The 20,432-nt window shown below is 59.9% G+C and carries 17 protein-coding genes; 15 read left to right on the top strand and 2 right to left on the bottom strand.

The window, feature by feature from the left end; translation table 11 throughout:
• Positions 1-223 precede the first annotated feature (223 nt).
• The 10 genes from DQ393_RS27890 to DQ393_RS27845 all read left to right on the top strand — a co-directional run bounded on the left by DQ393_RS27890 (position 224) and on the right by DQ393_RS27845 (position 10,128).
• The gene (locus tag DQ393_RS27890; protein WP_112344911.1) at positions 224-862 is read left to right on the top strand and encodes an alpha/beta family hydrolase; all 639 of its coding nucleotides are present in this window, start codon (positions 224-226) and stop codon (positions 860-862) included.
• 311 nt (positions 863-1,173) lie between these two features.
• Entirely contained in the window at positions 1,174-2,187 is a 1,014-nt protein-coding gene (gene tauA, locus DQ393_RS27885) for a taurine ABC transporter substrate-binding protein (RefSeq protein ID WP_112344910.1), read from the top strand.
• A 54-nt stretch (positions 2,188-2,241) separates the two neighbouring features.
• Positions 2,242-3,030: a taurine ABC transporter ATP-binding protein gene (locus DQ393_RS27880; RefSeq protein WP_112344909.1), complete on the top strand. Its 789-nt coding sequence runs from the start codon at positions 2,242-2,244 to the stop codon at positions 3,028-3,030.
• The gene (locus DQ393_RS27875) at positions 3,027-3,881 is read left to right on the top strand and encodes an ABC transporter permease subunit (RefSeq protein ID WP_112344908.1); all 855 of its coding nucleotides are present in this window, start codon (positions 3,027-3,029) and stop codon (positions 3,879-3,881) included. Before DQ393_RS27880 ends, DQ393_RS27875 begins: the two co-directional genes overlap by 4 nt.
• An 87-nt stretch (positions 3,882-3,968) precedes the next feature.
• On the top strand, positions 3,969-5,051 hold the full coding sequence (locus tag DQ393_RS27870; RefSeq protein ID WP_112344907.1) for an LLM class flavin-dependent oxidoreductase: 1,083 nt from the start codon (positions 3,969-3,971) through the stop codon (positions 5,049-5,051).
• A 165-nt stretch (positions 5,052-5,216) separates the two neighbouring features.
• A complete protein-coding gene (locus DQ393_RS27865) occupies positions 5,217-5,858 on the top strand; it encodes a DUF47 family protein (protein ID WP_112344906.1) in 642 nt (213 codons plus the stop codon).
• Positions 5,858-6,862 carry an inorganic phosphate transporter gene (locus DQ393_RS27860; protein ID WP_112344905.1) on the top strand — a complete coding sequence of 335 codons (1,005 nt, stop codon included), beginning with the start codon at positions 5,858-5,860 and terminating at the stop codon, positions 6,860-6,862. Before DQ393_RS27865 ends, DQ393_RS27860 begins: the two co-directional genes overlap by 1 nt.
• A 169-nt stretch (positions 6,863-7,031) precedes the next feature.
• On the top strand, positions 7,032-7,478 hold the full coding sequence (gene mntR / locus DQ393_RS27855; RefSeq protein ID WP_112344904.1) for a manganese-binding transcriptional regulator MntR: 447 nt from the start codon (positions 7,032-7,034) through the stop codon (positions 7,476-7,478).
• A gap of 220 nt (positions 7,479-7,698) precedes the next feature.
• Positions 7,699-9,168, top strand: a complete 1,470-nt coding sequence (locus tag DQ393_RS27850) for a diguanylate cyclase domain-containing protein (protein ID WP_432422036.1) — start codon at positions 7,699-7,701, stop codon at positions 9,166-9,168.
• Between the two features lie 120 nt (positions 9,169-9,288).
• A complete protein-coding gene (locus DQ393_RS27845; RefSeq protein WP_112344902.1) occupies positions 9,289-10,128 on the top strand; it encodes a mechanosensitive ion channel family protein in 840 nt (279 codons plus the stop codon).
• Between the two features lie 158 nt (positions 10,129-10,286).
• Here DQ393_RS27845 and DQ393_RS27840 read toward each other — a convergent pair whose 3' ends face one another.
• Positions 10,287-10,949, bottom strand: a complete 663-nt coding sequence (locus DQ393_RS27840; RefSeq protein WP_112345209.1) for a hypothetical protein — start codon at positions 10,947-10,949, stop codon at positions 10,287-10,289.
• 496 nt (positions 10,950-11,445) lie between these two features.
• Between DQ393_RS27840 and DQ393_RS27835 the strand changes: the two genes are divergently transcribed.
• A complete protein-coding gene (locus DQ393_RS27835; RefSeq protein WP_112344901.1) occupies positions 11,446-11,970 on the top strand; it encodes a 2'-5' RNA ligase family protein in 525 nt (174 codons plus the stop codon).
• 21 nt (positions 11,971-11,991) lie between these two features.
• Here DQ393_RS27835 and DQ393_RS27830 read toward each other — a convergent pair whose 3' ends face one another.
• Entirely contained in the window at positions 11,992-12,900 is a 909-nt protein-coding gene (locus tag DQ393_RS27830) for a LysR family transcriptional regulator (protein ID WP_112344900.1), read from the bottom strand.
• Between the two features lie 104 nt (positions 12,901-13,004).
• On the opposite strand from DQ393_RS27830, the gene hglS reads away from it, so the two are divergent.
• The 4 genes from hglS (at position 13,005) to ydiJ (ending at position 20,400) form a co-directional block, all read left to right on the top strand.
• Entirely contained in the window at positions 13,005-14,396 is a 1,392-nt protein-coding gene (hglS, locus tag DQ393_RS27825) for a 2-oxoadipate dioxygenase/decarboxylase HglS (protein ID WP_112344899.1), read from the top strand.
• A gap of 59 nt (positions 14,397-14,455) precedes the next feature.
• Entirely contained in the window at positions 14,456-15,988 is a 1,533-nt protein-coding gene (amaB, locus tag DQ393_RS27820) for an L-piperidine-6-carboxylate dehydrogenase (RefSeq protein WP_112344898.1), read from the top strand.
• Positions 15,989-15,993: 5 nt separating this feature from the next.
• A complete protein-coding gene (locus DQ393_RS27815; RefSeq protein ID WP_112344897.1) occupies positions 15,994-17,229 on the top strand; it encodes a pyridoxal phosphate-dependent aminotransferase in 1,236 nt (411 codons plus the stop codon).
• Between the two features lie 135 nt (positions 17,230-17,364).
• Positions 17,365-20,400, top strand: coding sequence for a D-2-hydroxyglutarate dehydrogenase YdiJ (ydiJ, locus tag DQ393_RS27810; RefSeq protein WP_112344896.1), 3,036 nt, complete (start codon positions 17,365-17,367; stop codon positions 20,398-20,400).
• The last annotated feature ends 32 nt before the right edge of the window (positions 20,401-20,432 follow it).

Genomic DNA, 20,432 nt, shown 5'->3' with positions numbered 1-20,432 from the left:
CGTAGTTGGATTTCACTTAATTGGCTGCAAGAGCGGACAACGTCAACTAACGTGAACCTAGCAAGCTCCGCAAGTCAACGTAGTCATTCCGCTTCGGGGATCTCCAGCAGCCTGCCATGCCCCTTCAAAGCTGTGGTCTCTCGCCATCGAATCCGAGCTTTGCTAACAAGGCGCCAGCAGCGCAGCGCTTGACCTGCGACGCTACGAACCGGGAGAATGCTGAATGCCTTACCAACTGCTCGTCACAGGTCCCGAAGACGCCAAGATCACTATCCTTCTCGCGCATGGGGCGGGTGGCGCAATGGACACGAAATGGATGGAAGCCATGTCTGCAGCGCTTTCCGACAAAGGCTTGCGAATTATCCGGTTCGAGTTCGATTACATGTCGGCACGACGCTCTTCGGGGAAGCGGTCTCCGCCGCCTCGGGCAGAGCTCCTGAATCAGGAATTCAAAGCCGTGATCGATGAAGTCGGTTCGCGGGGGACACTCGTCATCGCGGGAAAATCCATGGGCGGACGTGTGGCGAGTATGATCGCGGACGATCTAAGCAATGCGGGACAGATTTCCGGACTGCTTTGTCTTGGCTATCCCTTCCATCCGATAGGAAAACCGGAGAAGCTGCGAACCGCCCATCTCGCAGACATGAAGACGCCTACTCTCATCTGTCAGGGAACTCGCGACCTATTCGGATCACGGGAAGAAGTCTCCACGTACGAACTCTCCCAAATGATCGAGATTCTCTGGCTGGAGGATGGAGACCATGACTTCGCGCCACGAAAGGCCGTATCCGGTCTCACCTCCGCGGAACATATCGCAACCGTTGCCGATCACGTAGCCCGATGGGCCGCCGCGCTGCATTGATCGGTAGAAGGAATAGGCAACCTCAAGCCGAGATGGCAAGCGTTTCAGCGGCGAGATCGCACGCATGATGTAGGGCCGCCTCTTCGATTCAGCCTGATCCGTCCTGGATGCCGGCTCCAGCGTGGCTCTTCGCTTTTCCTCGGCGGAAATATGCCGCCGCTGTGCGTATGATGGATTCAGACAAACAAATCCCATTATAGTCTATAAAAATAGTTTGTTATTCCTGTCGATCCTCCCCCCTTTTTCGCTAGGCTTTACTCATCGCACTCAGGGAACCGCCGGAGAATCCCGATCCGGCCAGGGGGATACACATGAAGTTCAAGAGATTGATTGCTGCCGCTGCCATAAGCCTCGCCGGCATCTCCGCGGCAACCATTGCTGCTGCGGCCGACAAGAAGGTCGTCGTCGGTTACCAAACCGATGCCCTGCCCTCCTCGGTCGCGATCGCCAATGGCGATTTCGCGAAGGAGACGGGTTACGAGATCGACTTCCGCAAATTCAACTCGGGAGCCGAGATCTTTGCCGCCATCGCATCCGGCGACGTCCAGATCGGCTACGTCGGCTCGAGCCCATTTGCGGCAGCCGCTTCGCGCGGGCTGGAGGTGAAAGCCTTCTACCTGTCGTCCATCTCGGGCGTCGATGAAGCCCTTGTGGTGCGCAACGGCTCCGGCATCAACACGCTGGCCGATCTAAAGGGCAAGAAGCTCGCGGCAGCACCGGTTTCGACCGATCACTACCAGCTGCTCGCCCTTATCAAGTCCCTCGGTCTGACTGAGAAGGACGTGCAGGTCTTTGCCGTTCCGCAGCCGGAAATCGTCGCAAGTTTCAATCGCGGCGATATCGACGGCGGCTTCGTCTGGGATCCGGCACTGACCGAGCTGAAGAAGAACGGCAAGGTGCTGGTGACGTCCAAAGACGTCGCCGATAAGGGCGCTCCGACATTCTCCGCCTGGGTCGCAACCTCGAAATTTGCGGCCGACAACCCGCAGTTCCTGAAGGCCTATGCGTCGGTGATCAACAAGTACTACGCCTCCTTCGCCGCCGATAAGGCCGCATGGGGACCGGAGAGCGAGAACGCAAAAGCGCTCGCCAAGCTTCTGGGCGGCACGGCTGATCAGCAGGCTGCAGCACTGAAAAACCTCACCCTCTTGACGCCTGACGTGCAGGCATCGGCCGACTGGCTCGGCGGCGGCGACAAGTCCGGGGCAGCCAAGATCCTCAAGGACACGGCGACCTTCCTGAAGAGCCAGGGGAAAGTCTCCGAGGTTCTGCCGAGCTACAGCGCCTTCGTCACCGCTGACGCGCTTATCAGCGCAAGCAACTGATCCTCCCTGACACCGGCGCGCTCGTCGCGTCGGTGTCGAACCTTTGAGGGCCCCATGCTTCAAGTTGACCATGCCAGCGTTTTCTTCGCGGCGCGTGACGGTAGAACCGTTCACGCGCTCGACCGCGTTTCCTTCAACATTCCCGAGCGCGGTATCGTTGTGGCGCTCGGTGCCTCCGGTTGTGGCAAATCCACCTTGCTCAATGCGATCGCCGGCTTCCTGCCGCTTTCGGAGGGAAAGATCACGCTCGACGGCAGGCCCGTCACCGGCCCCGGCGCCGATCGTGGCGTCGTCTTCCAGAAGGATGCGTTGCTGCCATGGAAAACGGTGATCGATAATGTCGCCCTCGGCTTGCAATTTGCCGGATTGGGAAAGCGGGAACGACGGGATCGCGCAGCCGAGCTGCTACGGCTCGTGGGCCTGACCGATTTTGCCAATGCTCTGCCCTATGAATTGTCGGGCGGCATGCGGCAGCGCGTCGGCATTGCCCGCGCCCTCGCCACCGCCCCGGATATCCTGCTGATGGACGAACCCTTCGGCGCGCTCGATAGCCTGACGCGCGAGCAGATGCAGGAACTGCTGGTGTCGATCTGGGCGAGAACCGACAAGCGCATTTTCTTCATCACCCATTCGATCGAGGAAGCGCTGTTTCTCGGCACGGAAGTATTGGTCATGTCTCCGCGGCCTGGACGCGTGGTTGCCCGCTTCGAGCTCGATTTCGTGCATCGCTTCGCCGCCAGCGGCGACACGAGGGCGATCGTCACATCGCCCGAGTTCGGCAATCTCCGCGAGGAAATTCGCAGCATTCTTCACGACGCTGACAACATCAGGAGCGCGGCATGAGCGATATCATCGAGACGCGCACGATCGCGGCGTCCGGGAAGGAAGAGCGGCCAAAGCTGGTTCGCATCCCAGGTTTCGGGGTCGGCGAGAAGCCTACCGTTACCATCAGCATCGCAACGGCAATCGTTTGTCTTGCGCTATGGTGGCTGGTCGCAAAGCTCGGCCTGGTGTCGCATCTCTTCCTGCCCCGCCCGGATGAGGTATTGACGCAGATCGGCGTCGTCTATCGTGACGGCTATGCCGGCGCTTCGCTTTCCGAGCATATATTGGCAAGCCTGTTTCGTATCGTCGCCGCGGCGGTCATCGCGATCATCGTCGGCATTCCCGTCGGCCTGCTGATGGGGCTCAGCCGCTGGGCAAAGGGAATTCTGGATACGCCGATCGAATTCTACTGGCCCTTGCCTCCCCTCTCCTATCTGCCGCTGATGATCATATGGCTCGGCATCGGCGAGACCTCGAAGATCACGCTCCTCGTGCTCGCCATGTTTGCCCCGATCTGCCTGTCCGCGCAGGCTGGCGTCCGTTCGCTGCCGCTCGAACGCGTCAATGCCGCCCGGTCGCTGGGCGCAAGCCGGCTGCAGCTCTTCCTCGCCGTGGTGCTGCCTTCGGCCCTGCCGGAAATCCTGACCGGCGTCCGTATCGCCTTCGGCATCGGCTGGGGAACGCTGGTGGCGGCAGAGCTCATCGCTTCGACCCGCGGCATCGGCTTTATGATCATGTCGGCGTCGCAATTCCTTGCCACCGACGTCGTCTTCGTCGGTATCGGCATCATCGCGGCCTGCGCATTCGCCTTTTCGGCCGCAGTCCGCATCCTTGAAGCCGTACTCGTTCCCTGGAAGGGCAAGCTTTAACCATGGACAGCCGTGAGCCGATGTCGCTCACGGCTTTCCTCATCATCAAGTCCCATCGGCGGATTCAGAAGACTGACAGGCACAGGCATGAGCAGCAATTGCGAATTTCTCTGGTACATCCCCAACGACGTCAAACCGGGTCATCGCGGCGACTCCACCGTCGCAAACCACAATAGCCTGGAGACGCTCACCAGTCATGCCAGGGCGCTCGAAGATCACGGCTGGAAAGGAGCGCTGATCGGCACCGGATGGGGCCGTCCAGACACCTTCACTGTGGCGACCGCACTTGCCGCCCGCACCACCACTTTCGAGCCGCTGATCGCGATCCGGCCCGGCTACTGGCGGCCGGCGCATTTCGCCTCCGCTGCCGCCACGCTGGATCACCTGAGCGGCGGCCGCGTGCGCGTCAATATCGTGTCGGGCAAGGACAATCTTGCCGCCTATGGCGATAGCGAAGGCGACCAGGCGCATCGCTATGGCCGCACCAAGGAGTTCATGCGGCTCATCCGCAAACTCTGGACGGAAGAGAATGTCTCCTATGAGGGCGAACATTTTCGCGTGAACGACTCCACTGCCGCGCCACGCATCCAGCCTCGCGGTGACCGCCTGCATCCCAAGCTCTATTTCGGCGGTGCATCGGATGCAGCGGAGCGCGTCTCCGCCACGGAGGCCGATGTTCAGCTTTTCTGGGGCGAGCCGCTCGCCGACATCGGTGAAAGGATCGGCCGGCTCAAGGCCTTGAGCAGAGAACTCGATCGAGATCTCCCGCCACTGCAGTTCGGGCTGCGCATCACGACGCTGGTTCGCGACACGACGGAGCAGGCCTGGGCGGATGCCGAAGCGAAAGTTGCCGACATGGCCAAAGGCAACGGTGTTCGCTGGAACGATCATCGGCAATCGGTCGCCGTCGGCCAGAAGCGGCTGTTCGATCTCGCCGCGCGCGGCGAGGTGCTCGATGACAATCTTTACACCGCACCGGGCAAGTTCGGCGGCGGAGGGGCAGGCACCACCTGGCTGGTCGGTTCGGCCGAGGATGTTGCTCGTTCGCTGCGCAAATATCGCGATCTGGGCATCACGCATTTTGTCCTCTCGGACACGCCCTATCTTTCGGAAATCGAACGGCAGGGCACCCAATTACTGCCGCTCCTGCGCGAGCACGTTTCGGCGTAATCCGGCGGCGAAAAAACTGTCCACCTTGAATGGAGGCTCGACGCCGGGCATCTCAGCGTCCACAATAAACATCAGCAAGGTCTGAAAACATAATGCTTCCCAGCCTTTCCAAGCCGCACTTTGTCAATTATGACGATTTCGTGACAATAGACGCATGGAGCTTTGATGCTAGGCTGGTTTCGCAAACTCATGCCACGCGAGGATCGATTCTTCGATCTCTTTGCGCAGCATTCGCGCACGATCGTGGGTGCCGCCGAGGCGCTGAACGCCCTGCTTTCCGGCAATGACATCGAGGGAAAGTGCCGGCGGATCGTCGAGCTCGAAAATGAAGCCGACGATATCACGCGCGACGTGCTGCTTGCGGTGCGCAAGAGCTTCATCACCCCCTTTGATCGCGGCGACATCAAGGATCTGATCATGTCGATGGACGACGCCATCGACATGATGCACAAAACGGTCAAGACCATACGCCTGTTCGAGCATAAGAGCTTCGATCCCCTCATGCAGCAGATGGGCGAAGTGATCGTCAAGGCAGCACATCTCGTTGCCGAAGCGGTGCCGTTGCTGGATCGCATGGGCACCAATGCCACGCGGCTTGCGACCATCACGGAAGAGATCGTCAAGGCCGAAGGTTATGCCGATGAGCTGCACGAACAGGGCCTGAAGGATCTCTTCCGCACACACGGCGCTTCCAACGCCATGGCCTACATCATCGGCAGCGAGATATATGGCGAGCTGGAAAAGGTCGTCGACCGCTTCGAAGACGTCGCCAATGAGATCAACGGCATCGTGATCGAGAGTGTCTGATGGAGGCCTCGCTCGCCTTTCCGCTGCTGGTGGCAATCATCGCCACAGCGCTGTTCTTCGACTTCCTGAATGGCCTTCATGATGCAGCAAATTCCATCGCGACCATCGTCTCGACCCGAGTTCTGAGGCCGCAATATGCGGTTCTCTGGGCCGCATTTTTCAATTTCATCGCCTTCCTGTTCTTCGGCTTGCACGTCGCTGAGACGCTTGGAACGGGCATCATCGACCCGAAAATCGTCGACGCATCGGTCATCTTCTCCGCTCTTATGGGCGCAATCGTCTGGAACATCGTCACCTGGATATTCGGCATTCCGTCAAGCTCGTCGCATGCGCTGGTCGGCGGACTGATCGGCGCTGGCCTTGCCAAGGTCGGCATCAGTTCGATCGTCTGGCTCGGCGTCCTCAAGACGGCGGGCGCGATCGTCATGTCGCCGCTCATCGGCTTCATGCTCGCGTTGTTTCTGGTGCTTGCCGTGACATGGCTCTTCGTCCGGCAGACGCCGTTTGCCGTCGACAGCACCTTCCGCGTCATGCAGTTCTTCTCAGCCTCGCTCTATTCCCTCGGACACGGCGGCAATGATGCCCAGAAGACCATGGGAATCATCGCGATACTCCTTTACTCCCAAGGATATGGCGGCGGCGCTTTCCACGTCCCCTTGTGGGTGGTTCTCTCATGCCAGTCGGCCATGGCTTTGGGCACGCTGCTCGGAGGATGGCGGATCGTGCACACGATGGGTTCAAAAATTACCCGCCTCAACCCGATGCAGGGCTTTTGCGCGGAGACCGGCGGCGCATTGACGCTCTTTGCCGCGACCTGGCTCGGAATACCGGTTTCCACGACCCACACGATCACGGGCGCCATCATCGGTGTCGGAGCCGCCCGTCGAGTCTCCGCCGTACGGTGGGGCATTGCCGGCAACATCGTGATCGCCTGGGTCATCACGCTGCCGGCTGCGGCCCTGATCTCGGCGCTGTCCTATTGGATCATTCAACTCTTCCATTGATCGGCGCAAAATAGAAACAGCGCTTAACACCCGGAACCGGAGAGCGAAGTCTGACCTCATTTGTCGGTGATTATACCGCCGTGAGGGTTTTATTGCGCTTGCGATTTATTTATAGGCGAGGCTAAGTATCTTCACCACTTTCTTAGCCTTGCGAAGGTGAGCCATCTTGATGAAACAGCCTGCAGCCCCGGAAAGCCGTCTTTCTTCCACCGAAGTGGAGACACATGCCGAGGCGTTTCAGAAAAGCCGCGACGATCGACGTACGGAATTGATGGAAGATTACGTCGAGCTCATCGCCGACCTGATAGAGCATGCCGGCGAGGCACGTCAGACCGATATTGCGCAGAGACTGGGGGTAACGCAGCCGACGGTCGCAAAGATGCTCAAGCGCCTGGCCGAGGAAAACCTGATCACCCAGCGCCCCTATCGTGGCGTCTTTCTGACCGAGGAAGGTCAGCGCCTCGCGGTTGCGACCCGGCGACGGCATGTGGTTGTGGAAGCCGTCCTCTGCCGCCTCGGCGTCGATCCCGACACCGCGCGAAACGATGCCGAGGGTATCGAGCATCATGTCAGCGAAAAGACGCTCGAAGCGTTTGAACGCTTTTTAAAGACCTAGCGGTTGCAAATATTACGCAGATTTGACGGTTCATGGCGCCCAAGCGCCTTTTTGGGCACAGTTTTAACAAGAATGAATTGAAAATAAGCCGCGATCGATGGTCCGGCTTGACCCAATATCCGATATCAACGCAAGCTTCACAAATGCTCGTTAAGCAGAACTTAGCGAACTGCCGGCCTTTCTATTTGACATATTGGTTTTATTGCCGGCGCAGGAAATCATGATGAACGCCCAGGATCTTAGCAGTACTATTTTCGACCTTTCCCCCATCGCCATGTGGCTGGAGGATTTCAGTGGCGTCAAGGAACAGTTCGAACTCTGGCGCGCGGAAGGTGTCACGGACCTGCGCTCATATTTGCTTGCAGATGAACAGCGCGTCGCAGCCTGCTCGCAACGGATCAAGCTCCTTGCCGTCAATGCCAAGACGCTGGAACTCTTCGAAGCGCCCTCCTTCGAGGTGCTGGCTGCCGGCGTTTCCAGAGTGTTTCGGGACGAAATGCTGCAAAGCCATGTGAACGAACTGGTCGCCCTCTGGGAGGGCAGGACCGAGTTTTCCGGTACGGCCGTCAATTACACGCTTGGTGGCAGAAGGCTCGATATCCAGCTTCGCGGCGTCATCTTGCCGGGCCACGAGACATCCTGGAGCAGATTGCTGCTGACCACGGAGGACGTGACGGCACGCGAGGAAGCAAGGCGTCTGGAGGAGCGGCAGCGCCGCTATGCAGAAGGCCTGTTCGAGCATTCGCCGGTATCGCTTTGGGTCGAGGACTTCAGTCGTATCAAGATCTTGCTCGACGGCATCCGCAATCGCGGCATCGTCGACTTTCAGGTATTTCTCGACGTGCATCCGGAATTCGTACAGCAATGCATGAGCGAGATCAGCGTGCTCGATGTCAATCAGGCGACGCTTGACCTCTTCTGTGCAGCCGATCGTCAGACCCTGCATCACCGGATCGGCGAAGTGTTCCGAGATGACATGGAAAAGCACTTTCGCGGCCAGTTGGTGGAATTGTGGAATGGTCGCCTTTTCCATCAGCGTGAGGTGCTGAACTATGCACTCGACGGATCGGAGCGCCACGTTCTCCTGCAGTTTTCCGTCTTTCCCGGTTATGAGGACGACTGGTCTCTGGTGCAGGTGGCGCTCACCGACATCACCGCGCGCAAGAAGGCGGAGGCCTATCTCGAATATCTCGGCAAGCACGATGTGCTGACCAGGCTCTTCAACCGCGCCTTCTATATGGAGGAACTTAACAGGCTCGAGCGCAAGTCGCTTCGGCCGGTTTCGGCCATCATCATCGATCTCAACGGCCTCAAGGAGGCCAATGACGAAAGTGGGCACGACGCCGGCGACGCGCTGCTGCGCCGGATGGGCGAGGTGCTGAACAGCGTCGTATCCCTGCCGAACCACGCCGCCCGCATCGGTGGCGACGAATTTGCCATTCTCATGCCCGGCGCGGATGACGTCACGGCTGCCGCGATGGTCGAGACGATCAACGAACTGCTGAAGATCAACAACCAGTTCTATTCGAGCGCGCCGCTCAGCATCTCCATCGGCGTTGCGACGAGTCAACCCGGCGAGACGATGGAATCCATGATCAAGCGCGCGGATCTCGGCATGTACGAACAGAAGAAAGCTCACTACGCCGCGGCCGCCACCACGGGCGCACATCAGGCAAAGCACGGCGCTTGACGCGTCGGGCCTGGAGCTGATGCCGCAATCAGTTGAAATGGCCGATTTTCATGCATCCCATGGCCGGGAACAAAAACCGCGACGTCTCATTTGGCCTTCGGGAAAAGAGGGAGCCATCATATGGAAGATCAAACGACCAATGTCGTCGTCGCCACCCGGACCGCGCTCGATCAGGCCGCTGCACTTGCCGTCCACTATGGTTTTTCGATCCTCGGCGCCATCATTCTTCTGATCGGCGGCTGGATTCTCGCCGGCATTATCAGCCGCTCGGCCTATCGCGTCATTTCCCGCATTCGCGGTATTGACGAGACCCTGGCGAGTTTCTTCCAGAATGTCCTGCACTACAGCCTGCTGATACTGGTCTTCATCACCGTTTTGGGACAATTCGGCGTTCAGACCGCCTCCATCATTGCCGCTCTAGGCGCGGCCGGCCTGGCGATCGGCCTGGCGCTGCAAGGCACGCTGCAAAATATCGCGGCTGGCATCATGCTGCTGATCCTGCGGCCATTCCGGGTCGGCGAATATATCGAGACGGCCAACGTCAAAGGCTACATCAGGGATATCGGGCTCTTTGCAACGGAGATGAAGACAGCGGACGGCCTCTATCTCATGGCGCCGAATTCCACGCTCTGGAATACCCCCATCATCAACTATAGCCGCGAGCCGGACCGCCGCCAGGAATTGTCCGTTGCCTTGGGTGAAAATGTCGACATCGACCTTGCCCGCAAGACCATTCTCGACGTCTTGAAGGCGGATCAGCGCATCAGGAATGCCCCCGCGCCGAAGGTCTATCTCGACGATCTGGCCGTCGATCAGACCGTCTTGAACATCGAATATTGGACGATCACGGCATCATGGACAGATGTTCGGCATGATGTCGTATCAAGGCTGAAGGCCCGGATTACCGGGCCCGACATCACCATCAAATCACCCACCGAACCTAGTGGGCCGGCCGATTGACCCTCTTCACGCCAAGCCTGCCGCCGGCAGGGAGCTGAACCAGCGGCAGGCTTCGCGAGGCTATAACACCTCGAGCAAGATCGGTCTCTTGCCTGCCTTAAACTTCCATGAGTGGCGTTTGTTCCGCACATAACAGGCAGAGGCTTTACCGGCCCGCCCTACCATTTGACCCGATAATCGACGCGCAGATTGCCGGCCGGCGTCAAAGTCTCCAGATCGGCGAAGGATGCCGAAAACTTGAGATTCGGCGCCAATGGCTGCTGAAATGAGAGCGTGCTGGAAAAGCTGTTGCCCACATCCCTCAGATTGCCGACTGCGGAAAACGAGGTTCCCGTCCCTGGAATAGCGAGGGTGACGGCCTGCGTCGCAGTGATGGAATTCGCCGCGTTTCGCGATCCTGCGTAATTCAGGTTCAGGGAGCGGGATGTGCTCATATCCAGGTTTTCGGATACCGTCCAGCTCCGCGAGCGTTCGAGACAAAGAGTTCCCGTGCTGTTGAGAGTATCGACCCTCAGGGCGACTTCGCGACGCCATACGGTCGAAAATCGCCTGTGATCGTCGATCGCCGTACCCCATAGCGTCGCCAGGCTGCTGCTGCGCAGGATCGCGCCGCTCGTGGCGCTACCCAACCCGAGATCCATGCCCGCGCTGACGTCCCATGCCATCGGCAGCCGAAAACCAAGCGTCGTCTTGTACGTTCGCGGCGCGACCTTGACCGGCGACCAGATCATCAGATCGCTGGCTTTGGACACCTGCGGCAGGCTGACACTCGCGAAAAGACCAAGAACGCCACGCAGGACGCGTTTTGACTTGAAGCCCATGCTAAAGCCCGAATTTACCTTGCCCGGACGCGACAATGTCCAGGGCGCACTGAGACAACAGCCAGATACGGAACAATGCCGCATTCTGGCTTCGGATTGATTTTGTTCGCTTAAGCGCCAGCAGATTGCAGCGCATCGGAGCCACAAGATGACGGCATCCGATCGAAGGGAATGACGCCGCTCCAAATCAAGCAGCTCCCTTCGTGCAAAAGATTCCCATCCGCGACGGCGCTTGTAAACCCCTTGGACCGATGTTTTTTGCTGCGTTGCACACATGTCGCGCCTGCGACGTCGCCGCATGAAAGCGACATCATCGCAATGGCCTGAAAAACCGGCCCTCTTCGACCAGTCATGCTTTCGATGGCGGACGATCACATTCCCGCGATCGAATGCCGGCGCGCGACCGAGCGTCAGCAAGGTGGCAGCCATCCATATTCTATCCTGCGCTGACAATATGATGGATATCGGATAGTTTTCCGCTCGAAAGGAAACATCGTTGCGCATTCCGCCCATCATCGTCACGGCACGCGTCCACCCTGAAGATCTGGTTCCCTTCAATCGCCTTCGTCAGGAGAATTTTCCTTCCGAGGGGAACTTTCTAGAGGCCCATGTGACGATCTTCCACCATCTTCCGGGGCAGCATCTTGCACGCGTGCAGGAACTGGTCGCAGAGTTCGTCGAGGATCGGACGGCGCCGGCGGCCATCGTGAGTGGCGTTCGCCACCTCGGCGCCGGCGTCGCATTTGCAATCGACAGTCCCGGCCTCCTCGATCTGCGCGCCGAAATGATGGGGCTGTTCGGCTCGTGGCCTGGGCCTAAGGATCTGCAGAGGTGGCAACCGCACATCACTATCCAGAACAAGGTGCCGAGAGCAAAAGCGGATGCGCTTTTCTTTCGACTGCGAGGGGAGTTTGAACAGCGCCCGATCAGAATTATCGGAATTGATCTTTCCAGCTATCTGGGCGGTCCGTGGCGGCATGAAGCCACAGTGCCATTCAAATCCTCTGCGGCAGGCAACTAAACACCCAAATTTCAATTCACATCAAACCTGTCTCTGTGGCGTGACCTCGCTCAGGAGCCAGTCCCGAAACGATGTCGCAGTCTCGTTCGTCTGCTTCTTTTCCGGCATCACGACGTAATAGCTGTTCTCGGTCGGCATCGGCAGATTAAACAGCGGCAGAAGCGTGCCGACCCTCAGTTCTTCCTCGATGAGATAGGTCGGCAGAAGCGCCACGCCGAGCCCGGCAATGGCTGCGGCGATGATCATGGAAAACTGGTCGAAGCGCGCGCCGGGATAGGCATTCTCCGTCGGCAACTCCTGCAGATCGAACCATTGGGCCCAAAGCTTCGGGCGCGTCGTCAGATGCAGCAGCGGCGCTCCCGATAGTTCCTGCGGCAAGACAAGAGCCAGCCGTCCGGCAAGTTCCCGGCTGGCAACGGGCAGCACGGTCTCGTTGCAAAGAAAAGTAGCAACCGCGCCGGCCCATGCCGGCAGGCCGTAGTGAATGGCAAGATCGAAATTATCCTCCTCAAAATTGAAGGGCTTGGACCGGGATTCCAGCGTGACCGCGACATCGCGATGTTCGTCTAGAAACCGGCCGAGGCGGGGCACCAGCCAGCGCGTGCCGAAGGTCGGCAAGGTCGCGACCTTCAGAGACAATTTCATCTGGCCGGCGGCAACGGCGCCGATCATCAGCCGCTCCGAGCGCAAGAGCAGGTCCTTGACCTCCGGCAATAACCGAAGTCCGGCCTCGGACAGCACGACGCGTTGGCGAACGCGCTCGAACAGCTTCAGGCCCGTCTGCTGCTCGAGATCGCTGATTTGCCGGCTGACCGCGCTTTGGGTTAGATTGAGTTCTTCGGCGGCACGCGAAAAATTCTGATGGCGCGCCGCGCATTCGAATGCTTGAAGATTGACGATGTCAGGGATGAGGCGTCGACGCATGGTCATTCCATTTTCGCATCAAGTTAGAATTCTCTCTCACAACACCAGCCGCCCTACAAGAGATATTCTGCTAGATAGGAATGACATAGTCTTTCAGGAAGAGATCGCACATGAAGCCTGATCACGTCTCGACCAGCGATATTCGCAGCGCTTTTTCAGCCGCCATGTCGGCGATGTATCGCGAAGAAGTTCCCGCCTACGGCACGTTGATGGAACTGGTCGCTCGCGTCAACGACGAAACGCTGGTGGCCCAGCCAGGGCTTAAGGAGCGGCTGGAGGCGACGGATTATCTCGATCGCATCTCCGAGGAGCGTCACGGCGCCATCCGGCTCGGCACCGCGGCAGAGCTTGCGATGATGGCGCGCGTCTTCGCCGTCATGGGCATGTATCCGGTCGGCTATTACGATCTTTCGACCGCCGGCGTGCCGGTTCATTCGACCGCATTCCGGCCGATCGGCGATGCGGAGCTGAAGCGCAATCCCTTCCGCGTTTTCACCTCGCTGCTGCGGCTCGATCTCGTCGCCGACGAAGATCTTCGCAAGGCAGCCGCAGAGATTCTGGCCAAGCGCCGGATTTTCACCGATGGCGCCGTCGCACTCACCGAAAAGGCAGAGCGCGAAGGCGGCCTGAACAAGGGCGACGCCCAGCGCTTCGTCGGCGAGGTTTTGGAGACCTTCCGCTGGCATGACGAAGCCAATGTTGATGCTGGCATGTACCATCGGCTCCACGATGCCCATCGCCTGATTGCCGATGTCGTGTCCTTCAAGGGACCGCACATCAATCATCTGACTCCGCGCACGCTGGATATCGACCAGGTACAGGCGCTGATGCCGGATTACGATATCGCACCGAAGGCCGTGGTCGAAGGACCGCCGACGCGCTCCTGCCCGATCCTGTTGCGCCAGACCTCGTTCAAGGCGCTGGAAGAACCCGTTTCCTTCCGCAATGCCGATGGCGTCTGGGAAGAAGGCTCGCACACCGCCCGCTTCGGCGAGATCGAACAGCGCGGCATTGCGCTCACGCCGAAGGGCCGCGCGCTTTATGACAAGCTGCTCGATCAGTCGCGCAAGATCGTACGGCCGGCTGCCGATGGATCGAACGCGCGGGATTATGAGGCCGCACTTGCCGAGAGCTTTGCTGAATTCCCGGATGACTGGGCGGCGATCCGCGCTGAAGGCCTCGGCTACTTCACCTATTCGCTGACGGCCAAGGGCAAGACCGCCGCAACGGGCGGGGATATCGATGAACTGATTAACCAGGGCCTCGTCCAGTTCGACCCCATCGTCTACGAGGATTTCCTTCCCGTCAGCGCTGCCGGTATCTTCCAGTCCAATCTCGGCGATGGCGCGCAGCAGGACTTCGTCGCCAGCCCGAACCAGCAGCGCTTCGAGGCCGATCTCGGCATGAAGGTGCTGAACGAATTTGACCATTACGCCTGCATTGAACAGGCATCGATCGATGCTTGCCTACGAGCCCTTTCCAAACAAGACGCCGCCGAGTGAGGTGATGCGGCGATGACAGCCGCGCGCCATCCGGATCAAGACAAGTGGAGTTTCACAAGATGAACATCGCAGCCAAGACCCCTTCCGTTGCAGCCGAAGCTGCCGCCATTCTCGAAAAGCTCGGCGTCGACAAGGCGCTCTACACGCAAGGCGACATGCCCTCCTACTCCCCGGTCACCGGCGAGAAGATCGGCAGCCTCAAGACCGTTTCGGCCGATGATGCGGCGAAGAAAATCGAGAAGGCGCATGCCGCATTCCGCGCCTGGCGCCTTGTTCCGGCACCGAAGCGCGGCGAACTGGTGCGCCTGCTCGGCGAAGAACTGCGCGCCGCCAAGGACGATCTCGGCCGTCTGGTTTCGATCGAAGCCGGCAAGATCCGCTCCGAGGGGCTCGGCGAAGTGCAGGAAATGATCGACATCTGCGATTTCGCCGTCGGCCTTTCCCGCCAGCTGTACGGCCTGACGATCGCCACCGAACGTCCGGGCCATCGCATGATGGAAACCTGGCATCCGCTCGGCGTCGTCGGCATCATCTCCGCCTTCAACTTCCCGGTCGCGGTCTGGTCGTGGAACGCGGCGCTGGCGCTGATCTGTGGCGACGCCGTCGTCTGGAAACCCTCGGAAAAGACGCCGCTGACCGCACTTGCCTCGCAGGCGATCCTCGATCGTGCGCTTGCCCGCTTCGGCGACGCGCCGGAGGGCCTGTCGCAGGTTCTGATCGGCGATCGCGCCATCGGCGAAGTCCTCGTCGACCATCCGAAGGTGCCGCTCGTTTCGGCAACCGGCTCGACCCGCATGGGCCGTGAAGTCGGGCCGCGGCTTGCCAAGCGTTTTGCCCGCGCCATTCTCGAACTCGGCGGCAACAATGCCGGCATCGTCTGCCCCTCGGCCGATCTCGATATGGCGCTGCGCGCCATCGCCTTCGGCGCCATGGGTACCGCCGGCCAGCGCTGCACGACGCTGCGCCGTCTCTTCGTCCACAAAAGCGTCTACGATCAGCTCGTACCGCGGCTGAAGAAGGCCTATCAGAGCGTATCGGTCGGCGATCCCCTGCACTCTTCCGCGCTCGTAGGCCCGCTGATCGACAAGGCAGCGTTCGACGGCATGCAGAAGGCCATTGCCGAGGCGAAGGCCCATGGCGGCTCCGTCACCGGCGGCGAGCGCGTCGATATCGGCCATGCCGACGGCTATTACGCAAAGCCGGCGCTTGTGGAAATGCCGAAGCAGGCAGGCCCGGTCATGGAAGAAACCTTCGCGCCCATCCTCTACGTCATGCACTATGACGATTTTGACGCTGTCATCGATGAGCACAATGCCGTTGCCGCCGGCCTGTCGTCCTCGATCTTCACGCGTGATATGCAGGAATCCGAGCGCTTCCTGGCAGCCGACGGCTCCGATTGCGGCATTGCCAACGTCAACATCGGCACCTCGGGCGCTGAAATCGGTGGCGCATTCGGCGGCGAGAAGGAAACCGGCGGCGGCCGCGAATCCGGCTCCGACGCTTGGAAGGCCTATATGCGCCGGGCGACCAACACGGTGAACTACTCCAAGGCCCTGCCGTTGGCGCAGGGTGTCTCCTTCGACATCGAGTAAGTTCCATGACGGTTGCGACCAAAATCGAAGAGGCGGGCTTCAAGCCCGCTTCGCGGATCGCCTCCATCGGCGTTTCCACCATTCTTCAGATCGGCGCGCGCGCCAATGCGATGAAGCGGGAGGGCCTTCCGGTCATCATTCTCGGCGCCGGCGAACCGGATTTCGACACGCCCGACAATGTCAAGGAAGCCGCCAAGGCCGCCATCGATCGTGGCGAAACGAAATATACCGCGCTCGACGGCACGCCGGAGCTGAAGAACGCGATTGCCGGAAAATTCAAACGTGAGAACGGCATCGACTACGCACTCGACGAAATCACTGTGGCGACAGGTGCCAAGCAGATCCTGTTCAATGCCTTCATGGCGTCGATCAATCCGGGCGATGAAGTCATCATCCCGACGCCCTATTGGACCTCCTATTCCGATATCGTCGAGATTTGCGGCGGCGTGCCCGTTCTGATCCCCTGCGATGCTGCCGCGGGCTTCCGCCTGAAGGCTGACCAGCTTGAACAGGCGATCACGCCGAGGACGCGCTGGCTGCTTCTCAATTCGCCGTCGAATCCATCGGGTGCCGCCTATTCCGAGGCTGATTATCGGCCGCTGATCGAGGTGCTGCTGCGCCATCCGCATGTCTGGCTGATGGTCGACGATATGTATGAGCACATCGTCTATGAGGGCTTTCAGTTCGTCACCCCCGTCGCGATCACGCCGAGCCTCAAGAGCCGGACGCTGACGGTCAACGGCGTTTCCAAGTCCTATGCTATGACTGGCTGGCGCATCGGCTATGCTGGCGGTCCCAAGGCTCTCATCAAGGCCATGGCCGTTATCCAGAGCCAGGCGACCTCCTGCCCTTCCTCCGTCAGCCAGGCTGCGGCCGTCGCTGCGCTGAATGGCCCGCAGGATTTTCTCGAGGGTCGCAAGGCAAGCTTCCAGCGTCGGCGCGATCTCGTCGTCAACAGGCTGAACGCCATTGAAGGCCTGGATTGCCTTGTGCCGGAAGGCGCCTTCTACACATTCTCGGATTGCGCCGGCGTGCTTGGAACGACGACACCGTCCGGAAAGATGATCGAGACGGATGCGGATTTCTGCGCCTATCTGCTCGATGAGGCCCATGTCGCCGTCGTGCCCGGCTCCGCCTTCGGATTGTCGGCCTATTTCCGCATTTCCTATGCGACATCGGAAGCCGATCTCGTCGAAGCGCTTGATCGCATCGAAAGGGCCTGCGCGGCGCTCCGGCGCTAGAGCAGCTGCGACCGACGCACAAAACGGCTGTCCATCCGGAACTGCGTGAAAACAAAGAGATAGAGCATTCCCGTAATTCTGTTTAAAAGCGGGAATGCTCCAATCACCGCGTAAAACGCCGGAAGTCTTCGCATCATGATACCACGCCTCGTTTCGGCGAAAGACAGTTCGCTACATCAGACCGGCGCCTTCGCCCGTCGTCTGTCAGCACTTGGTTTTCAAGGAGATGTTGAGACGGAGGACGGCGCGCGGACAGTCGCCTCGACCGACAATTCCATCTATCAGGTCAAGCCTGCCGCCCTTCTCTATCCACGCGGCGCCGATGATCTGAAAATCATCGCCAAAGCCTTATCTGAACCTGCCTTTTCCGATCTTGTCATCACTCCCCGCGGCGGTGGCACCGGAACGAACGGGCAATCCCTGACCTCGGGCGTCGTCGTCGACTGCTCCCGACATATGAACCGCATCCTGGAGATCGATCCGGTTCGAAAGATCGCCCGTGTCGAGGCCGGTGTCGTCAAGGATCAATTGAACAAGGCGTTGAAACCGTACGGCCTATTCTTTGCGCCAGAGCTTTCCACCTCCAACCGCGCCACCATCGGCGGCATGATCTCCACTGATGCCTGCGGCCAGGGCTCCTGTCTCTACGGCAAGACCAGCAACCACGTTCTCGGCCTTCGTGTGGTGCTTTGCGATGGCAGCGACTGGTGGTCGCGCCCGCTTGGCAATCCCGAGCTGGACGAGATCAAGGCGCGTGACGATCGGATCGGCGAAATTCACCGGGTGGTGGATGCAATCGCTAGGGACAAAAGCGAGCTGATCGCGGCGACCTTCCCCAAGCTCAACCGATACATGACCGGCTATGATCTTGCCCATATCAGGTGCGAGGACGGCCGCTTCGATCTGAATGCAGTGCTGTGCGGCTCCGAAGGCACGCTTGCGATGATCGCCGAGGCCGAACTCAACGTGCTGCCGATCCCGGCGCAATCTGCCCTCATCAATATCCGCTATGATGATTTCAACACGGCGCTCGAAGATGCCAGACGGTTAGTGGCGCTGAAGGTCGCCTCGGTCGAGACAGTCGACGAGAAGGTGCTGGGTCTCGCCAAGGGCGACATCGTCTGGAGCGGCATCGCCCACTTCTTTCCGGAGGATGCGTCCGGCTCGGCCAATGGCATCAATATCGTCGAGGTGCTGGCTGACGATCGCGACGAGCTGGAACGCAAGCTCGCGGATGTCACCGCGGCCCTTGATGACCGTTCTTCCGCGCGTCACAAGGGTTATACGGTCGCCCGCGAAAAGAGCGAGATCGAGGCGATATGGTCGATGCGCAAACGCGCCGTCGGTCTGCTCGGCAATGTCGAAGGGCCGGTGCGGCCGGTGCCCTTTGTCGAGGACACCGCCGTTCCGCCCGAGCATCTGGCCGCTTATATAAGAGAATTTCGCGCCCTACTCGATGCCGAGGGGCTGGATTACGGCATGTTCGGCCATGTCGATGCCGGCGTGCTGCATGTCCGCCCGGCGCTCGATCTCACCCGCGCGGACCATCAGCCGCTCGTCCGGAGGATCAGCGACGGCGTCGTTGCCCTCACCCGCAAATATGGCGGCGTGCTCTGGGGTGAACATGGCAAGGGCGTTCGCTCGGAATATGTCCCTGAATATTTTGGCGAGCTTTATCCGAGCCTGCAGGACATCAAGCGCGCATTCGACCCCGGCGATCGCCTCAATCCCGGCAAGATCGCATCCGGCTCATCCCGCCCGTTGCTGAAGATCGACGAAGTGTCACTGCGTGGCGACTTGGACCGCATCATCGGCAACGACATCCGTGCCGCCTTCGACAATGCAGCCTATTGCAACGGTAACGGCGCCTGTTTCGATTTCGACGCGACAAGCCCGATGTGCCCCTCTTTCAAGGCGACGGGCGACCGGCGCTATTCGCCGAAGGGTCGCGCGGCATTGATGCGCGAATGGCTGCGCCTGCTGGCGGAGCGGAAGATCGATCCGCGGCGAGAGGCGGAAGCTTTGCGCCGCGCCAATCCTTTCGGCAATCTCTTGCGGCGAACCGTGAACTCGCTCAATCCGGCCAATCGCGACGACTTTTCCCATGAGGTGCGAGCAGCGATGGATACCTGCCTCGCCTGCAAGGCCTGCGCCGGCCAATGTCCCGTCAAAGTCAGCGTCCCAGCCTTCAGATCGAAGTTTCTGGAGCTCTATTACGGCCGCTATGTCAGGCCGTTGAAGGACCCGATCGTCGCCGCCATCGAGACTACCCTGCCGCTGATGGCGCGTTTCAAGCTTGGCTACAACCTGCTGACGGGCTCCAGTATCGGCCAGGCCTTGATGCGGCTTGCCGGTCTCACCGCGCTTCCGGCCATGCCTGCCGCATCGCTCGAACGGGAAGCGGCTCGTCTCCGCGTGCAGCTTGCTACTCCTGAACTGTTGGGAAAGCTCTCCGCGGAGGAGCGCACCCAAGCTGTCGTCATCGTTGCCGACGTCTTCTCCACCTATTTTGATCCAGCCGTTGTCATCGCTGCGCTCAAGCTCGCGCTGAAAATGGGCTTCAAGCCGTGGCTCGCTATGTCACCGAGCAACGGCAAGGCCCTGCATGTCCATGGCTATCTCGGCCGCTTCGAGAAGGCGGCGGTGAAATCTCGCGACTATCTCGATCGCATCTCGCAACTGGGCATATCGCTTGTCGGCATCGATCCATCGATGACGCTGACCTATCGCGGCGAATATGCAGCCCTGCCATCCGCCAAGCTGCAGGCGCCGGTGCTGCTGCTTCAGGAATGGCTCGGCGCCAATCTCGACCGATTGCCGCCGCCACAGGCCCTGTCGCAAGAGCGCTTCACGCTGCTTGCCCATTGCACGGAGAAAACGAACGCTCCGGCTGCCCTCAAGCAATGGTCCGTGCTCTTCGGGAAATTGGGAATCAGGCTAGATATGCCCGATGTCGGCTGCTGCGGCATGGCCGGCACCTTCGGGCACGAAGTGCGCAATCGTGCCATCTCGGAAAAGCTTTACGCGATGAGCTGGCAGGACAGGATCGCCGAGAACGGCAATCGGGCCGTCGTCATGGCGACTGGATTTTCTTGTCGTTCGCAGGTCGCCAAGATTGATCATCAAGCCATCCCGCATCCCGTCGAGATCCTCGAACGACTGATCAGTTAGTCTCTGCAGCGCCGTTTCCAAGGGCCAAACAC

It is taken from the genome of Martinezella tropici (genome assembly GCF_003287875.1).
Classification (GTDB): Bacteria; Pseudomonadota; Alphaproteobacteria; order Rhizobiales; family Rhizobiaceae; genus Rhizobium; species Rhizobium tropici_C.
Note: the sequence above shows the minus strand (reverse complement) of the source record. Positions and strands in the feature narration are given on the sequence as shown.